This window comes from Streptomyces sp. NPDC052023, assembly GCF_044548465.1.
GTDB lineage: Bacteria > Actinomycetota > Actinomycetes > Streptomycetales > Streptomycetaceae > Streptomyces.
Window position 1 is genome coordinate 273,500 of sequence record NZ_JBIUBW010000003.1, and the last position, 15,720, is coordinate 289,219.

Here is a 15,720-nt window from a genome sequence, read left to right on the forward strand (position 1 = left end):
TCTCCGGGCTGCACCGTCGATCGGCCAGACGGCGCGGACGCCCGGTGGAGCAGCAGGACGGCCGCGACGTTCGCGAACCCGGTCATGGATGCTCGCCGACGCCGGCTGGACGCGTGTGGCGGAGGTCGGGCCGCTCATGGGGCCGCCGCCACGCGCGCCGCCGCCGGGGGGCTGACGCCCGGGTGCGCCGCGCTCAGGCGTTGATCGCCGCCGACCCGGGTGCGGCGCCCACCCGTGCCCTCACTGGCGGAGGCGGTCGCGCTGCCCCCTCGCGGCTCGCCCACTGTTCAGCCGGCATGTGGGGGAGTCGCCCCTGCGCAGCCTGCGCGAGGACCGCCTCCGGCACGCCGCCGGGCTGCTGGAGGGCACCGGCCTGCCCGTGCCAGGCATGGCCGCGGCCTGCGGCTTTGCCCGCCCCGAGGGTTCGGCACCCCTTCCGGCCGGTACCGGGCCGCGCGCCGGTGAGCTGGGGCTGGGCCACTCGGGTTACGCCGGGCGGTGCTCGCCCCCGGGCGGCCGGCGCCAGGCGCTCCCGCGTCTCACACCGCCGGCTCCCGCGCCCCACGCCGCGGCGCCCGTGGTTTCACACCCCTACGACCTGGAGTGACACCCACAGCGCCGCCACCGCGGCGAGCAGCGCCGACGGCACGGTGAGCAGCCCGAGCCGGGTGAACTCCCGTACGTCGACGGGGTGCCCGTGCCGCTGCACGATGCGCCGCCACAGCAGGGTCGCCAGCGACCCCGCGTAGGTGAGGTTCGGGCCGATGTTCACGCCGAGCAGCACCGCCAGCACCGCCCCGGCCCCGGACGGGGCGGCCAGCGGCAGCAGGACCAGTACCGCGGGCAGGTTGTTGATCAGGTTGGCCAGGACGGCGGCCAGTGCGGCGATGCCGAGCAGGGCCGGCAGCCCCGATCCGTCGGGCAGCGCGTGCCCGAGCGCACCGGCGAGGCCGTTGTCGACCACCGCCCGCACCACCACGCCGAGGGCGAGCACGAACGCCAGGAACGCGGGCGCCGAGGCCCGCACCGCCGTGAGTGGCGTCGCATGCCCTCGTAGGCAGGCACGGGCCGCGAGGACCAGCGCGCCCGCCGCGGCTGCCCAGGCCGGCTCCAGCCCCAGCGCGGACGCCACGACGAACCCGGCCAGCGTGCAGGCCACGGTGACCAGCGCGAAAATCGGGCGTTCGGGCGTCTTCACGGCCTCCTCGGCCGCGGGTGCCAGGGCCAGGTCGCGGGCGAAGAACCGGCGGAAAAGGAGGTACTCGGCGCTGATCGCGGCCAGCCAGGGCAGCGCCATCAGCGCGGCGAACCGGGTGAAGCTCAGCCCGCTGGCGGCGAACGCCAGCAGGTTGGTCAGATTGGAGACGGGCAGCAGCAGCGACGCGGTGTTCGACAGATGCGCGCAGGCGTAGAGGTGCGGCCGGGCCCGGACGCCCGACCCGGCGGCGGTGGCCAGGACCACCGGCGTCAGCAGCACCACCGTCGCGTCGAGGCTGAGGACGGCCGTTACCACCGAGGCCAGCCCGAACACCGCCGTCAGCAACCGCCCGGGCCGTCCGGCCGCACCGCGCGCCAGCCAGGCCCCGCAGGCCCGGAAGAGGCCCTCCACGTCGCAGAAGTGCGCGAGCACCAGGACCGCGGCGAGAAAACCCACCACGGGCGCGAGCCGCTCGATCTCCTCGAGTGCGTGGGCCGGTGAGATCGCCCCTGTCACCACCGCCAGCCCGGCCGCCGGTACGGCGACCACCGCCTCCGGCAGCCGGAACGGGCGACGTACGGCCCACCCCAGCACGGCGGCGAGCAGGACCACGGAAAGGATTTCGGCGAACGGGGAGAACAGAGCGGGATCCTCGGGCGGTGTCGAGCAGCTGATGCCGGTCCATGGCACCAGCTGAGGGTAAGAGTCCGGTGAGACGGCCTGGCACCGGCCCGCACCACCTCGCGCCGCCACCACGTGCGCAATGTGACCCACTTCTCCCGCATTCTGAGCGCCTCCTGTTCGTCCGGTACCGTGTCTTGACCCCTCTGAACTGGTGGTATTTACGAGTAAGTACCTGGGCGGTACCGTGAACTCATGCCAGCCCTCAACGTGGAGTTCAGTGATCGTGAGCTGGAGGACCTGCGGCAGATCGCCAAGGAGCGCGGTACGTCGATGAAGGCCCTCGTGCGTGAGGCGGCGGCGGCCGACATAGCCCGGCACCGGGCACTGCAGGAGGGCGCCGAGGCCTTCCGCCGGTTCTTCGCCACCCACGCGGACGAGTTCGCGGCAGCCTTCCCCGACGACGAGCCGCCCGCGGCCGGCGAGGGACGGGTCGCCTGACCGATGGCACCTGTCCTGCACATCGACGTGCCGTGGCTGCTCCAGCGGCACGAGGAGGTCCTGCCGGAGCAGCCGGCGATCAACGACTTCTCCGCCCTCGTCGCCGCCGTCGCCCGGCACCGTGTGGATCCGCCCCGCCTCGGTGTGAACTCCGATCCCGCCTGGCGGGCCGCGGCCCTGCTGCACACCCTCGCCCTGCTCAAGCCGCTGCCGTCGGCCAACGCCCGCTTCGCCTGTGCGACCGCCGTGGCCTACATGTTCGTCAGCGGCGTCGGTATCGACCCGCCGTACGGCGCCCTGGTGGACCTCGCCCGGGACCTGATCGACGGCAGGACGGATGTGTACGGGGCGGCGGACCGGCTGCGTTCCTGGCAGATCTGACACGCGTGCCTGCGGAAGGGTTCGCGTGCAGGAGTTTCACACGGGGCGCTCGAAATAGCTAATGGCGAGCCAGGTTCAAGAGATGCCGCCGAATTTTACTTTCTGTCAGTGGTGCGGATGTTGCCCAACCGCCTTGTTGGTCGAGAGCGAGCTGTGCAAAGGTGAACCCCCCGGCGGGGGGTAATGGCCGGGCGCACGCGCACAATTCACGCCCCTCGCACCCCGTGAAAAAGGTACGCACCAACTGGGCCTCCCTTTTTGACGGACAGAACTCCTGTGTCACCTTGCGTGGGAAGGAATCCGCTCAGTGCCCACCCCCCACCCGCCTCGTCCGCCTTACCCGCCGGCCGGCGGTGATCCGGCCGAATCCGACGCCGCCCTCGCCGCCCGGCTGACCGGCGTCCCGGACGTCGAAGTCGCCCACTCCACGGCGCTGCTGATCGCCCGCCACTGGCAGTCGGCGCACGACTACGCGGTGATCTGCCTCGCCTCCTCGGCGAGCATCGCGTCCATGGTCACCTCGGCCGCCTGCCACCAGGTCCTCGACCGCCTCACCCTGGGCGAGCCGGGAGAGGCGCTGCGGCCACGACTGCTGGTGACCGTGCGGGACATCGTCCGGATCTGGTCGGCGCAGGAGCGAATAGCGGGCGCACTGCCGGAGTTGCAGAAACCGGCCGGGGGACGTGGTATGCGCGCCGCCAAGTCCATGACGCCGGAAAACCGCAAGCTGGCCGAACGCGCATTCCAGGGCCTTCCCGGAGCGGCCCGCACTCTGCTGTGGCACTCCGAGGTCGAGGCGGAGCCGATCACCTTCCCCGCCGGTCTGCTCGGCATGGATACCGACACCGCGTCGGCCGTCCTCGAACAGGCCCGGGACAAATTCCGTGAGGGCTGTGTACGGGCCCATCAGGAACTCGCGCCGTCCCAGGACTGCCGCTACTACAACCGCCTGCTCGATGTCCCGATCCGCCGTGGCGGTGCCCTGCTGCCGGATGTCCAGCAGCATCTCGTGGAGTGCCGGCACTGCCGTGACGCCGCCGAACAGCTCAGCCATTTCGAAGGCGGGCTGGGCGTCCTGCTCGCCGAGGCCGTGCTCGGCTGGGGCAGCCGCCGCTACCTCGACTCCCGGCCCGGCCGCGGCCAGCACCTTCCGCGTACCCGTGCCGCGGCCCGCCGGGCCCGTGCCCGCCGCGTGGGGCGCCACGGCATCCTGGCCCGCTTCCCCACCATGACCGGGCGTTCGTCCCGGGCGCTGCGCACCGGCGCGGGCGTCGCCTCCGCGGCCCTGCTCGGCACCCTCCTGGCCACCAGCCTGTCGTCCTACGACGGCGACACCGACCCCACGGCCTCCGCCGGCGCCACCGAAGGCACCGGATCCGCGCCCGGCACCGGCACCCAGGCCCAGCCCACGGCCCCCGGCACCGCCCAGCTCCCGAACGCGCCCCGGCAGACCCGGCTGCGCAACGCGGCCAGCGACCTCTGCCTCGACATCCGAGGCGAGGCGCGGGAGGCCGCCGGGGCGGCACTGGAGGCGTGCTCGTCGGAGCCGACCCAGCAATGGACGTACGAGGCGGACGGGCAGTTGCGCAGCGTGGCCGACCCCGCCTTGTGCCTGGACTCGCACGCGGACGCCGGTGTCGTCATCCTCGGCGCGTGCGCCGGGGAGCAGGACGAGCGGGCCGACGACGTGCGCTACGACCTCACGGTGCAGGGCGAGTTGCTGCCCCGCTGGGACGAGCAGCTCGCGCTCTCCGTCACCACCGGGGACCCGGGGGCCGACATCGTGGTCAAGGTGCGTGACGGTTCCGAGGACCAGCGGTGGCTGACCGACCCGCAGCCGGCCGGTGCGGGCTCGCTGTCGGTCGCGGAGACGGTCGACCCGTCGGCGCGGCAGGCAGGGCTCGGGAACGGATCCTAGGCCTGTCCGGCGGCAACCGGCGGGCGGCGGCGGTCAGGCGGGCCCCTCCACGAGGTCGGCCGGGCCGACGGTCGCGGGGGTGGCGTGTCCTGACAGGGCGAGTGTCAGGTCGAGTTCGGCGAGCAGACAGCGGATCACGTGCTCCACGCCCGCCTGGCCGTCGAGGGCGAGACCGTAGACGTACGGTCGCCCGACCAGGACTGCCCGGGCGCCGAGGGCCAGGGCCTTGAAGACGTCGTCCCCGGTGCGCACCCCGCTGTCGAACAGCACCGTAAGCCGGTCGCCGGCCGCCGCCACCACACCGGGCAGCGCGTCGGCCGCCGCCACGGAACCGGCCACCTGGCGACCGCCGTGGTTGGACACCACCACACCGTCCATCCCCGCGTCCACGGCCTGCCGGGCGTCGTCCGGGTGCAGGACGCCCTTGAGGACGAGGGGGCCGTCCCAGTTCTCCCGCAGGAACCTCAGGTCCGGCCACGTCTTGGCGGGGTCGGCGAACATGCCGACGAAGTGCATCACCGCCGCGTTCGGGTCCTCGTGCACGGGCTTGGCGAGCCCCGCCCGGAACGCCGGGTCGGAGAAGTAGTTGGCGGTGCCGACACCGTGCAGGAACGGCAGATACGCCTGGTCCAGGTCGCGCGGCCGCCAGGCGAGCAGCGGTGTGTCCAGCGTGACGACCAGGACGCTGAATCCGGCCGCCTTCGCACGGTCCAGGAAACTCCTGGTCACCTCGCGGTCCTTGGCCCAGTACAGCTGGAACCACCGCTCGGCGTCTCCCATCGCCTCCGCGACCTGCTCGAGGGGCGTGCTGGACGCCGAGGAGAGCACGTACGGCACCCCCTGGGCGGCCGCCGCCCGGGCGGCGGCGCACTCCGCGTCCGGATGCATGATCGACAGCACCCCGACCGGCGCCAGCGCCACCGGCGCGGGCAGCGTGCGGCCCAGCAGCTCGACCGACAGGTCCCGCTCATGCACGTCCCGCAGCATCCGCGGCACGATCCGGCGCCGCGCGAGCGCCGCCAGGTTGGCACGGGCGGTGCTGCCGTCCCCGGCGCTGCCCGCGACATAGCCGACGGGTCCGGGACCGAGCCGCTGCTCGGTGAGTTCCTCAAGACGGGTCAGATCGGTCGGCAGCCGGGGCACGGCTCCCGTCATACCGTTCAGATAGATCTCGTACTGGAAGTCGGCCCAGTGCTTCGCCATCGCCAGGTCCCCGCCCTCTCGCCGTCGAGCCGCGTCGTCCCGACGATACTGGCGAGTAGGCGCAGGTCCGTCCAGCGGTACGTCTCACTCCCCGCCGACCGACCGGCGCAGAATCGCGGCCAGTTCGCGCGGCCGGGAGAACATCGGCCAGTGCCCGGTGTCCATCCGCACGAGGTCCCAGCGCTCACCCGCGAGCAGGTCGCGCGCGGCGCCCATCGGCTCCTCCCCGTCCAGCAGGCACTTGACGTACGTCGCCGGCAGGTCGCCCAGTGAGCGGGACAGGACCGCCGGTTCGGTGAGCGTCGCACCGGGGTGCGGGGTCGAGTCCCGCATGATCCGGGCTATCTGGTCGTCCGTCAGGTCCTGGCCCGCGTAGTCCTCGGCGGTGAAGGGAGGCCAGAAGCCGCCGTTCTTCTCGATCGCCGCGCGCACGTGGTCGCTCGGCCACGCCGACAGGAACGACTCCCCGTCGACGGGAACGGCGGCGTCCACGAACACCATCCGGGCCAGCCGGTCGCCGATCCGCTCGGCGGCCTGTCCGACCGGGATCCCGGCGTAGCTGTGCCCGACCAGCACGACGTCCCGCAGGTCCAGGCGTTCGACCTCGTCGACGATGTCCCGCACGTGCGTCGGCTGCCCGGCCGGCACGTCCTTCCGCTCCGCGAGCCCGGACAGGGTCAGCGGATGCACCCCGTGCCCGGCCCCGTCCAGCTCCGTCGCCACCTCGTCCCACGCCCACGCGCCCAGCCACGCACCTGCCACAAGCACGAATTCGGTCATGGCGGCAACGTAGCGCGCGGGACCGGCGATCGGGCACGGGCGCCTGCGCCGCGCGCCCGGCAAGGCGATGTCCACGCCGGCGGCCGGCAGGGAGGGTTCCGGCACCGCCGCCGATCACTCGCCTTCGCCGGTGGGCTCCTGCGGGGGCTCGGCGTCGGGCCCCTGCGCGCGTACCCGCTGGACGTGTTCGAGGGAGTCCCGCAGTTCCGTCAGCCAGTCGTCGGTGTGGCGCTGGACCAGGCGTACGCACCAGGCGAGCGCGTCGCTGCGGCTGCGGGCGACGCCGCCGGCGATCAGGGTGTCCAGGAGCTGGCGTTCCGGCTGCCGCAGCCGGGTCATGACCGGCGCGGCGACGTGGGTGAACAGCGCTCGCTGCCCGCCGCACTCCACCCCCCAGGACACCTTCCGGCGGAACCGGTGCTCGGCCTCCCGGGCCACCGCGATCCGATCCTCCCGTGTGCGTTCGCGGAACTCGTCGATCCGGCTCTGCGCGGCCGCTTCCCGCTCGCCCGCCGAGGCGTCCTCGGTCATCCGCGGGGTGGGGATGCGGCCGATCACGGTGATCTCCTCGCGGTCGACCGTGACCTCGGTCAGTTCCTCGAAGAGGCCGTCCGGCAGCCGGCCTGCGAACCAGCCGCGTAGCTGCTCTTGCTGCTCTGCCGTAATCATGTAATGACGATTACTCGACCTGCTCATGAACACAAGGGGTCAAAACGGACTACGCCCAGAGCGGATCCGGAATGTTTCAGGCCGATTAACAAACCGCAGAAATCCAGCCATTCGGCCACGCGGGGTGATCAAGAACAGCGGCTTCCGGGGGTTGTAACGTTCGAATTCCGTGACTTCACGCCACTGCTTCAATACGCAAGGTTACTGAAACGCATGGGGTCGACGTGTGTTTCGGCGGCGGACTCGGCAGACTCGCGGTCGCCGGTCGGGCACCAACCAACAGCCCAGTCCGGCACGACACGCAATCAAGCGGAAGGATGCACACAATGCGGAACCCCGCGCGCTGGGCAGCGACCCTCGGCCTCACGGCCGCCGCCGTCTGCGGACCCCTGACCGGAGCCGCGCACGCCAGCCCCGCCGCCGAACCGGCCTCGCTCTACGCCCCGTCCGCCCTGGTGCTCACCACGGGCCACGGAGAGAGCTCGGCCACCGTCACCCCGGAACGTGCGGTGACGCTGAGCTGCGCCCCGAAGGCGTCCGGGACGCACCCGAACACCGTCGCGGCCTGCGCCGAACTGCGCGGCGCCGACGGGAACTTCGACGCCTTGGAGACCAGGACCGGAGTCTGGTGCACCCGCGAGTACGACCCCGTGGTCGTCCGCGTGGACGGCGTCTGGCAGGGCCAGTACGTCTCCTATGAGCGCACCTTCGCGAACGAGTGCGTGAAGAACTCGTACGGGACGAGCGTCTTCGCGTTCTGAGGGACCGGGATCGCCGGGCCCCCGTGAATGCCGCGAATGACCCGCAGTTGGGGAGTGCGGGCCGTCGTCGCGGGGGCCCTGGGGTCTCGCCCCAGGGGTCGGACGGGCGGAGTGGGGCCGCCCGCCGACCCCTGGGATCATTCGTCCGGTTGCCGGGTCCGGTCCCGGTGGCTGGTATCGCACCACGGATAGCGACGGCTGCGCCGGCAGGTGCACAGAGCCACCCGGAAGCGGTCGGAGGAGACGGTCGTACCGTCCTCGAGCTCCACCTCCACGGGCCCTTCGACCAGCAGCGGCCCGCGGCGCTGGACGGCGATCCGGCGCGGGGCGTCAGACGGGGAGTTCGGCACGGACGACCACCAGCTCTTCCTTGTCCTCGGTGGCGGACAGCAGCCCCCGCTCGCGCAGCCACCCTTGTCTCTCCCGCAGCACAGGGCCGAAGGCGATCCGGCGCCGGCGGGTCATGCTCGCCTTCAGGCCGGCGGCACGCAGCAGGGTCAGGGTCCGCTCGGGTCCGCTGAGGGCCGAGTGGACGATCAGCAGGACCCCGCCCGGGCGCAGCAGGGCCGGTGCCTCCCGGCAGATCCGGTCCAGGACCAGCCGCCCGTCGTGGCCCGCGTCCCATGCCCGGGCCGTGCCGCGCGGCTCGGGATTTCCGTCCGGGGCGGGCACGTACGGCGGGTTGGCCAGAATGACGTCGAACGTCTGGTCACGTACGGGGTCGAACAGGTTGCCGCGCAGGATGCGGACCCGCAGTCCGGACAGCCGGGCGTTGATCCGGGCGGCCCAGACCGCGCGCCGTGAGACGTCGACGGCCGTGACCCGCAGACCATGCCGCGCCGCCTGCAGCGCCAGCGCCCCGCTGCCGGTACCCACGTCGAGCAGCTCCGCTCCCGGTGGCAGCGGTTCCTCGGACAGGGCCTCGGCCAGCAGGTCTGTGTCTTCCTGAGGCGTGTACACGCCGGGTGGCACCAGTGGATTCACGCCGACCAGGTACCCCGGGAATCAAGAAATATGGGAGATTTCGGATTGGTGGGAGGACTCGCCTCCGAGGGGTACGCGCAGTGACGACCTGCCGGCCCGCCAGTCGGTGAGCAGCCGTTCCGCGAGGCGGTCCTCGGCATACCCGGTCGCGTCGATACCGAAGGCGACGTCCCGCGCCAGGTGCGGCTCCGCGGCCAGCAGGCCACCGATGACGTCGTGCCGTACCACCTGCTCGTGCACCGCGTCGGCCTCCACGTGCTCGTCGTAGAAGTGCTCGGCGGCCGCGCCGGCCCCGGTCCGCCGCATGGCGTCGGCGAGCCGCCTGGAACCCGGCGACGAGGTGATCTCCACGGCGGCGAAGTGGCCCACCAGGGCGCCCCTGAGTGACCTGTGCAGACCGAACAGGGACATGAGGTTCACCGTGGCGAGCAGTTCGGCGCAGGCCGCGTCGAGGTAGTGCCCATAGGTCGTGTCCAGGCCCAGGTCCGTCATCAGGTTCGCGAACAGCAGGGCGTGGACCCGGTCCGGGCGGCCGCCGCCGAACTCGTCGAACTCCACGGCCGCCATGCCCGCCTTCGCCCTGCCCCACAGCCGGGGGAGCACCCAGGCGTGCGGGTCGGCCTCCTTGAGGTGGTAGAGCGAACGCTGGGCCGCGTACTCGCGCACCTGCCACAGCTCGCCCTCGTCGCGCAGGAAGTGGCTGACTCCAGTGGCGTCGACCGGTTCGACGAGGATCTCCGCCAGAGCGTCGCCGACGCTGTCGTGGACCGGCGTGTCGGCGCGCAGGGCGGACAGGAAGCGGCCCTCCAGCGCGGCACGGGCGCCCAGCAGGCCGGGGTCCCACTCGAGGTCCTCCGGTACGCCGGCGAAGCCGCGGTAGTGGAGCTCGTAGCAGAGGTAGAGCGCGAGCTGGAGGTCGTCGCCGTACGGGGCCGCGCCCGCGGTCTCCTCCGTGCCGGGCAGTGGGCCCGCACCCCGGAGGTATCCGATGACCGAGGCGGACAGGGGGCCGCGTGCGGACGGCAGCCGTGGTTCCTGGTGGTCGTGCGTCATGCGGGTCCGAGTACCCCAGGTGGCGCCGGGTCTCCCATCCGAGTGGCACCCGGCGGGAACGAGGACGGCGCCCACCACGTCATCAGCGAGATCTCCGGCGCCCTCGCCGACATCGGCCACACGATCCCGGGCCAGGCCTGGACCTACTGGCATCTCGGCCCGGGCCCCGGCCCCGACTGCCTCGACGAAGAACGCGGCCACGACTGGTCCCATCGCACGGGCCGCGCGATGGCCGCCAACCTGACGGGAGTGGCCCGCGCCCTGGCCACCCGACCGCTCGGCGCGCCCCCCGGGTGAGGCACACCGCGCACCGTCACCCGGCCCGACGGGCGCGCGGCGGCCGGCGATGCGTCGGTCAGACGTTCGTCTGCGGGGCCCCACGTCCTGCCGTCCGTGCGGGTCGGATGCCGTCCGCGTACGGGTCGGCGCGTCCCGTCGGATCGGACGGGCATTCGCCCCACGGGTTCGGGTTCCGTGTCCGACAGGCCGAACGCCCTGGGGAGGCCCCGTGCGACGTCGCCGACCCGGCGGGCTCCCGGCGCCTGATCCCCGGCCCGCCCCCTCACTCCCCTGGGACTCCTGCTGAGCCCGCGCGTCGGGGGTGATCGCCTCGCCGGCTTCCCGGCGGTGCCGGCGTTCCCCCCTGCCGAGTCCTCGGTCCGGTGCCCGGCGTCGCGGATCTCGCGCAGGACCTCCTCGCCGGCCGCCCCGCCGTGCTCCTCGGGATGCTCGCGCTTCTTGCCGTGCGGGGTCACCGTCAGGACGAGGCGGACGCGATCCGCAGCGGTACCGGGTCCGGCGGCGGTGTCCCCTCGCTGACCCGGCAGGCCTCCGCCCACCAGGCCGGGCCCTCCTCGATGTGCCGCAGCAGCACGCCGTCGCGGATCGCCCACGGGCACACCGTGACCCTCTTCAGCCCGGTCACCTTCATGGCCGTGTGCCCGATCACCGCTCCGGCCAGGCTCTGCGCGGCGCGGGGCGACGAGATGCCCGGCAGTTGCGCCCGCTCGGTGGCGGGCAGCGCGGCCAGGCGGGTGGTCGCCGCCTTGAGGTCGGCGCGTCTCAACTGCCGTTCGGCAAAGGGCCCTTCCCGCCCGGGCAGGGCACCGCACAGCCGGCCCAGCTGCTGGAAGGTCCGTGAGGTGACGACCGCCGATCGCGGCCCCTCCCAGCGGATGCGCGCGCCGACGTCCCGCAGCTGGTGCCGCACCTTGCGGCGCAACGCCTTCACCTGGTCCGGTGACGGAGGGTCCTGCGTCGCGAAGAACTCATGGGTGAGCCGTCCCGCGCCCAGCGGGAGCGAGGCCACGAAGTCGGGCAGCCGCCCCCGCCCGAAGGCCACTTCGAGTGACCCGCCGCCGATGTCCAGCAGCGCCAGCGGCCCCGACCGCCACCCCATCCAGCGCCGCGCGGCGAGGAAGGTCAGCTCGGCCTCCATCTCGCCGGGCAGCGTGCACACCTCCACCCCGGTCCGGGCCCTGACGGTGCGCAGCACCTCCAGACGGTTCGGGGCACTGCGCACGATCGTCGTGGCGAAGGCCAGCGGGCCCGCCGCACCCCACCGCGCCGACGTGCGTCCCGCCTCGCCGACCGCCTCCACCAGCCGTTCCACGGCCTCTTCCGGGATCGCCTCCCCCGTCTTGACGTGCTCCGACAGCCGCAGCCGCCACTTGGCGGTGTGAACCGGCAGCGGGACCCCGCCCTGCGCGTCCACCACCACCAGCCGGACCGTTCTCGACCCCACGTCCACCACGCTGATTCGCATGGAGGGGTGGGTACCCGGTCGCGACCCGCTCCAACTGTGCCCGCCACCCGCGCGCCGCCCGAAGTGCACCAGTACGCCGGAGCAGTCGGTCCCGGGCAGGCCCTCCAGGCCGCTCGGACGGAAGCCGCGAGGCCGGGGACGGGGTCGTACATTCCTTGACAGGCATATAACCTCAGAGGCATATTCGACCCATGCCCGACGCCGCGATCTGGACCGCGCTCGCCGATCCACACCGGCGGGTCATCGTCGCGCTGCTCCTGGAGCGGCCGCGGCCCGTCGGGGAGATCGTGGAGGCGTGCGGACTGAGTCAGCCGAGCACCTCCAAGCACCTGAAGGTGCTGAGGGAGGCGGGCCTGGTGCGGGTACGGCAGGACGCGCAGCGCCGTGTCTACGCCCTCGACCCCACCCCGATCGCCGAACTCGACGCCTGGCTGGCCCCGTACCGCGCGCTGTGGAACCGCAGCCTGGATGCCCTGGGCCGACGGCTCGACGCCACGCCGGACGCCACCGCACCACCCCCACCGAAGGACTGATCCGCCATGCCCGCCGACCTCACCGGCACCTACCTGACCTTGGACGACGGCCGCCCCGCGGTCCGCTTCAGCCGCACCTACGACCACCCGGTCGACCGCGTCTGGCACTTCGTCACCGACCCGGACGAACTCGCCGAGTGGTTCCCGTCCCGAGCCGAGATCGAGCTGCGCCCCGGCGGCCGGATCACCTTCAGCTCAGACCCCCACATGGAGGACTCCAGCGGTGAGGTGATCGCCGTCGACCCGCCCCGGCACCTGTCCTTCGAGTGGGGTGGCGACGAGGTCCACTTCGATCTGGAGGCCCTGGCGGACGAGCGCACCCGCTTCACCCTCACCAACGTCCTCGTCGCCGCCGACACCGCCGCCCGCAACGGCGCGGGGTGGGAGGTGTGTCTGTCCGCGCTCGACGCCAAGGCGCGCGGCGAGCGTTTCGAGGGCCCGCACGCCGGTGCCGGGGCGCCCTGGCGGGAGATCTACCAGGGGTACGTCGAGGCGGGCGTCCCCTCCGGCGCGCCCGTCCCCGGCATGGACTGAACTACGCCAGCTGCCGCCGCACCAGCTCGTGCAGCCGGCCGCCGGTGTCCGCGAGGAGTTGCGCGGGCGGCCCCTGCTGGGCGATCTTGCCGTCCTCCATCACGACGACGCGGTCGGCGTCCAGCACCGTCGAGAGCCGGTGGGCGATGACGACGCGGGTGGCGTTGAGGGCCTTGGTGCTCTCGATGACCTTGCGCTGCGTCTCGTTGTCGAGGGCGCTGGTCGCCTCGTCGAAGAAGAGGATGCGCGGCCGGCGGATCAGCGCCTGAGCGATCATCAGGCGCTGGCGCTGACCGCCCGAGATCGCCCCGTTGCCCGCGACGATCGTGTGCAGTCCCATCGGCATCCGCTTGATGTCCTCCGCGAGCCCCGCCAGTTCGGCCGCCGCCATCGCCTCCTCCTGCGTGTACGGCTCGGTGCCGCAGATGACGTCCAGGATCGAGCCGGTGAACGGCTGCGCGTGCTGGAGCACCACCCCGCACTGGCGCCGTACGGCGGACTGGTCGAGCGCGGCCAGGTCCTGACCGTCGTACAGGACACTGCCGGAGACCGGCTTGTCGAAACCGATGAGCAGCCGCAGCAGCGTCGACTTGCCGCAGCCGGAGGGGCCGACGACCGCCACGAACTCGCCCGGCCGCACCTCGAACGACACGTCGTCGAGGACCAGCGGCCCGTCGTCGGAGTAGCGGAACGACAGCCGCCGCGCCTCCACGGCCCCGGAGAGCGGGCCCGGCCGGGTGCTGGCCGTGCGCACCTCGGGCGCCGCCCTCAGCACCGGCTTGATCTGCTCGTACAGCGGCAGCGCGGCCACCAGCGACACGAACGCCCCGGTGATCTGGGTGACCGAGGTGAGCAGCATCGTCACCGAGGTGTTGAAGGCGAGGAAGTCGGCCGCCGACATCGAGCCCCGTGCCGGCCCGGCGAGCAGCATGAACATCAGCAGCGAGCACAGCGGCAGATAGACCGCGCCGAGCACGGTGGTGAGGTTCTTGATCCGGCCCAGGCGCTGCTGGAGCTCACGGCTGCGCGCGAACTCGCCCGCCCAGGCGGCGTAGGCGTAGTTCTCGGCCGCCGCGACCCGCAGCTTGGGCAGCCCGCGCAGGGTCTGGAAGGCCTGGTTGTTCAGCTTGTTGGTGAGCACCGTCAGGCGGCGCTGCCAGCGCACCTGCCACAGCCCGAGGCCGAGGAAGATTCCGGCGATCACGACGAGCATGCCGAGGGCCGCCAGCGTCATCGGAACGCTGTACCAGAGCAGCAGCCCGAGGCTCATCGCCCCGACGGTGACCGACTGGGCGACCGTCGGCCCGACTCCCGCGAGCAGGCGGCGGATCGCGCTGATGCCCATCGCCGCGCTGGCCAGCTCGCCCGTGGAGCGGCCGGTGAAGAACTTCGTCGGCAGCCGCAGCAGCCGGTCCCACACGGCCGGTTGCAGCGTCGCCTCGATACGGCCCTCCAGCCGCAGGATGGTCATGTTCTGCAGCAGCATGAAGGCGGCCGCGACGACACTGCTGACCATCACCGCCAGGCAGACCTGTGCGATCAGCCCCGCCTGCGCCTTCGGCACGAACTCACCGAGCACCTTGCCGGTCGCGATGGGCACCAGCGCGCCGATCGCCACCGTCACCAGCCCGCTGAGCAGCAGCCCGGTCACGTCCCGGCGCGTGCCCCGCATGCAGAAGCGCAGCAGTCCGAGCGGCCCCAGCGGGCGTTCGGGCAGCGGCCGGTAGAACATCACCGCGCGCGGTTCGAACTCGGGTGCGTTGGCCTTCTCGATCGGCGTCTCGCGTCCGGTCGCCGGATGCACCGCGACATACCCGCCCCGCCGCCACAGCAGCGCGACCGGCGCCCCCGACAGCGCCCGGTGGCCCACCAGCGGGCCCACGTTGTCGCGCCACCAGCTGCCGTCCAGCCGTACCGCGCGGGTACGGACCCGCGAGGCGAGGGCGATGCGCTCGACCGGGTCGAGCCGGTCGCTCTCGGTGCCGCCGTGCCCGGGGTCGGCCAGCGCGATCCCGGCCGCCGCGGCGGCCAGCTTGCACGCGGCGTACGTGGCGTCGGCGTCGGCGGCCGTGGTGCGCTGCGCCGACGGCTTGCCGATCGACGCGAGCAGCGTCCGGTCGGCCTGCGCGCGTACCTGCTCACCTGCCTTGATCCCGGCGGCCGTTCGCGTCTCGTGGGTGCGCTCCAGCTGCTCGATCCAGCGGTCCAGCGTGGTCAGCAGGCGGTACTGCTGGTCGACCATGCTCTGCCACAGGGCCGGGTCCATCAGCAGGTCGCCCGCCGCCTCCGCGCCGTACAGCGAGCCGTACTGGACGCTGCCGGGCGGCACCTGCATCCAGAACACGTCGTCGTCCGTGACCTCGGCGGCCCGCTCACCGGCCGTCGGTGCCTGGAAGAGGATCGACAGACCCCGGCCGACGCCGAGCGCGAGGGCGTACTCCAGCGGGCTCGTCGTCGGCGGGACGTACTGCGGGTTGCCGTACTCGTCGTACGACCAGGTCTGTGTCACCGCGGGCTGGTAAAGCTCGCGCAGCCCGATGCGGTGCACCACGCAGTCGCGCACCGGACGGGCGATCAGCGTGTGCTGCGGGCCGGCGACGGGGCCGAGCAGCAGCGAACCCGCTTCCAGCCGGCCGAGGTGGTGCCAGTGGCCCTGCTGCGCCGCGTCCACCGCGAACAGGTCCAGGGCGCCCGCCGTGACCAGCCACAGCGCCTGCGGCCCCTGAAGGTCCAGCCGGCTGAACCCGGCGCAGTCGATGGGCGTACCCACCTGGCCGAGCGCACCGAGGACGTAGTCGTCGCCCTGCACGGTCGTCATG

At 72.8% G+C, this 15,720-nt stretch carries 15 protein-coding genes and 1 pseudogene; 7 read left to right on the plus strand and 9 right to left on the minus strand.

Features of this window, described 5'->3' with window-relative positions; genetic code table 11:
* Nucleotides 1-583 precede the first annotated feature (583 nt).
* The gene (locus ACIHCM_RS08835; protein ID WP_399891342.1) at nucleotides 584-1,888 is read right to left on the minus strand and encodes an SLC13 family permease; all 1,305 of its coding nucleotides are present in this window, start codon (nucleotides 1,886-1,888) and stop codon (nucleotides 584-586) included.
* Between the two features lie 186 nt (nucleotides 1,889-2,074).
* Here ACIHCM_RS08835 and ACIHCM_RS08840 point away from each other — a divergent pair, with 186 nt between their 5' ends.
* From ACIHCM_RS08840 to ACIHCM_RS08850, 3 genes are all read left to right on the plus strand, one after another.
* The gene (locus ACIHCM_RS08840) at nucleotides 2,075-2,320 is read left to right on the plus strand and encodes a hypothetical protein (protein ID WP_123996220.1); all 246 of its coding nucleotides are present in this window, start codon (nucleotides 2,075-2,077) and stop codon (nucleotides 2,318-2,320) included.
* Between the two features lie 3 nt (nucleotides 2,321-2,323).
* The gene (locus ACIHCM_RS08845; protein ID WP_399891345.1) at nucleotides 2,324-2,701 is read left to right on the plus strand and encodes a toxin Doc; all 378 of its coding nucleotides are present in this window, start codon (nucleotides 2,324-2,326) and stop codon (nucleotides 2,699-2,701) included.
* A 307-nt stretch (nucleotides 2,702-3,008) separates the two neighbouring features.
* Nucleotides 3,009-4,619, plus strand: coding sequence for an RICIN domain-containing protein (locus ACIHCM_RS08850; RefSeq protein ID WP_399891348.1), 1,611 nt, complete (start codon nucleotides 3,009-3,011; stop codon nucleotides 4,617-4,619).
* Between the two features lie 33 nt (nucleotides 4,620-4,652).
* On the opposite strand, the gene ACIHCM_RS08855 is transcribed toward ACIHCM_RS08850, so the two are convergent.
* The 3 genes from ACIHCM_RS08855 to ACIHCM_RS08865 form a co-directional block, all read right to left on the minus strand.
* The gene (locus ACIHCM_RS08855) at nucleotides 4,653-5,822 is read right to left on the minus strand and encodes a lactate 2-monooxygenase (RefSeq protein ID WP_399891351.1); all 1,170 of its coding nucleotides are present in this window, start codon (nucleotides 5,820-5,822) and stop codon (nucleotides 4,653-4,655) included.
* Nucleotides 5,823-5,906: 84 nt separating this feature from the next.
* A complete protein-coding gene (locus ACIHCM_RS08860) occupies nucleotides 5,907-6,602 on the minus strand; it encodes an alpha/beta fold hydrolase (RefSeq protein ID WP_399891354.1) in 696 nt (231 codons plus the stop codon).
* Between the two features lie 114 nt (nucleotides 6,603-6,716).
* Nucleotides 6,717-7,271, minus strand: a complete 555-nt coding sequence (locus ACIHCM_RS08865) for a hypothetical protein (protein WP_399891359.1) — start codon at nucleotides 7,269-7,271, stop codon at nucleotides 6,717-6,719.
* A gap of 326 nt (nucleotides 7,272-7,597) precedes the next feature.
* Here ACIHCM_RS08865 and ACIHCM_RS08870 point away from each other — a divergent pair, with 326 nt between their 5' ends.
* Nucleotides 7,598-8,032, plus strand: a complete 435-nt coding sequence (locus ACIHCM_RS08870) for a protease inhibitor (RefSeq protein WP_399891362.1) — start codon at nucleotides 7,598-7,600, stop codon at nucleotides 8,030-8,032.
* Nucleotides 8,033-8,169: 137 nt separating this feature from the next.
* Here the strand turns inward: ACIHCM_RS08870 and ACIHCM_RS08875 are convergent, their stop codons facing one another.
* The 3 genes from ACIHCM_RS08875 to ACIHCM_RS08885 are packed head-to-tail and all read right to left on the minus strand — an operon-like array spanning nucleotide 8,170 to nucleotide 10,069.
* Nucleotides 8,170-8,382, minus strand: a complete 213-nt coding sequence (locus tag ACIHCM_RS08875; protein ID WP_399891365.1) for a CDGSH iron-sulfur domain-containing protein — start codon at nucleotides 8,380-8,382, stop codon at nucleotides 8,170-8,172.
* Complete coding sequence (locus ACIHCM_RS08880) at nucleotides 8,363-9,016, minus strand: HemK2/MTQ2 family protein methyltransferase (protein ID WP_399891368.1); 654 nt, start codon at nucleotides 9,014-9,016, stop codon at nucleotides 8,363-8,365. Before ACIHCM_RS08880 ends, ACIHCM_RS08875 begins: the two co-directional genes overlap by 20 nt.
* A gap of 21 nt (nucleotides 9,017-9,037) precedes the next feature.
* Entirely contained in the window at nucleotides 9,038-10,069 is a 1,032-nt protein-coding gene (locus ACIHCM_RS08885; protein ID WP_399891371.1) for an iron-containing redox enzyme family protein, read from the minus strand.
* Between the two features lie 54 nt (nucleotides 10,070-10,123).
* Here ACIHCM_RS08885 and ACIHCM_RS08890 point away from each other — a divergent pair.
* Nucleotides 10,124-10,366, plus strand: a pseudogene (locus ACIHCM_RS08890) (flavodoxin family protein); the annotation flags it as partial.
* Nucleotides 10,367-10,826: 460 nt separating this feature from the next.
* Here ACIHCM_RS08890 and ACIHCM_RS08895 read toward each other — a convergent pair.
* Nucleotides 10,827-11,834: a Ppx/GppA family phosphatase gene (locus tag ACIHCM_RS08895; protein WP_399891374.1), complete on the minus strand. Its 1,008-nt coding sequence runs from the start codon at nucleotides 11,832-11,834 to the stop codon at nucleotides 10,827-10,829.
* 191 nt (nucleotides 11,835-12,025) lie between these two features.
* Here ACIHCM_RS08895 and ACIHCM_RS08900 point away from each other — a divergent pair, with 191 nt between their 5' ends.
* On the plus strand, nucleotides 12,026-12,367 hold the full coding sequence (locus ACIHCM_RS08900; protein ID WP_399891377.1) for an ArsR/SmtB family transcription factor: 342 nt from the start codon (nucleotides 12,026-12,028) through the stop codon (nucleotides 12,365-12,367).
* A 6-nt stretch (nucleotides 12,368-12,373) separates the two neighbouring features.
* The gene (locus ACIHCM_RS08905) at nucleotides 12,374-12,901 is read left to right on the plus strand and encodes an SRPBCC family protein (protein WP_399891379.1); all 528 of its coding nucleotides are present in this window, start codon (nucleotides 12,374-12,376) and stop codon (nucleotides 12,899-12,901) included.
* Nucleotide 12,902: 1 nt separating this feature from the next.
* Here ACIHCM_RS08905 and ACIHCM_RS08910 read toward each other — a convergent pair whose 3' ends face one another.
* Nucleotides 12,903-15,719, minus strand: coding sequence for an NHLP bacteriocin export ABC transporter permease/ATPase subunit (locus tag ACIHCM_RS08910; protein WP_399891382.1), 2,817 nt, complete (start codon nucleotides 15,717-15,719; stop codon nucleotides 12,903-12,905).
* Nucleotide 15,720: the final 1 nt, after the last annotated feature.

What these genes read in the sequence shown, in the direction of transcription:
- ACIHCM_RS08840 (WP_123996220.1), top strand. Translation starts at nt 2,075, where the DNA reads ATGCCAGCCCTCAACGTGGAGTTCAGTGATCGTGAGCTGGAGGACCTG.
- ACIHCM_RS08845 (WP_399891345.1), top strand. Translation starts at nt 2,324, where the DNA reads ATGGCACCTGTCCTGCACATCGACGTGCCGTGGCTGCTCCAGCGGCAC.
- ACIHCM_RS08855 (WP_399891351.1), bottom strand. Translation starts at nt 5,822, where the DNA reads ATGGCGAAGCACTGGGCCGACTTCCAGTACGAGATCTATCTGAACGGT.
- ACIHCM_RS08860 (WP_399891354.1), bottom strand. Translation starts at nt 6,602, where the DNA reads ATGACCGAATTCGTGCTTGTGGCAGGTGCGTGGCTGGGCGCGTGGGCG.
- ACIHCM_RS08865 (WP_399891359.1), bottom strand. Translation starts at nt 7,271, where the DNA reads ATGATTACGGCAGAGCAGCAAGAGCAGCTACGCGGCTGGTTCGCAGGC.
- ACIHCM_RS08870 (WP_399891362.1), top strand. Translation starts at nt 7,598, where the DNA reads ATGCGGAACCCCGCGCGCTGGGCAGCGACCCTCGGCCTCACGGCCGCC.
- ACIHCM_RS08885 (WP_399891371.1), bottom strand. Translation starts at nt 10,069, where the DNA reads ATGACGCACGACCACCAGGAACCACGGCTGCCGTCCGCACGCGGCCCC.
- ACIHCM_RS08895 (WP_399891374.1), bottom strand. Translation starts at nt 11,834, where the DNA reads ATGCGAATCAGCGTGGTGGACGTGGGGTCGAGAACGGTCCGGCTGGTG.
- ACIHCM_RS08900 (WP_399891377.1), top strand. Translation starts at nt 12,026, where the DNA reads ATGCCCGACGCCGCGATCTGGACCGCGCTCGCCGATCCACACCGGCGG.
- ACIHCM_RS08905 (WP_399891379.1), top strand. Translation starts at nt 12,374, where the DNA reads ATGCCCGCCGACCTCACCGGCACCTACCTGACCTTGGACGACGGCCGC.
- ACIHCM_RS08910 (WP_399891382.1), bottom strand. Translation starts at nt 15,719, where the DNA reads ATGACGACCGTGCAGGGCGACGACTACGTCCTCGGTGCGCTCGGCCAG.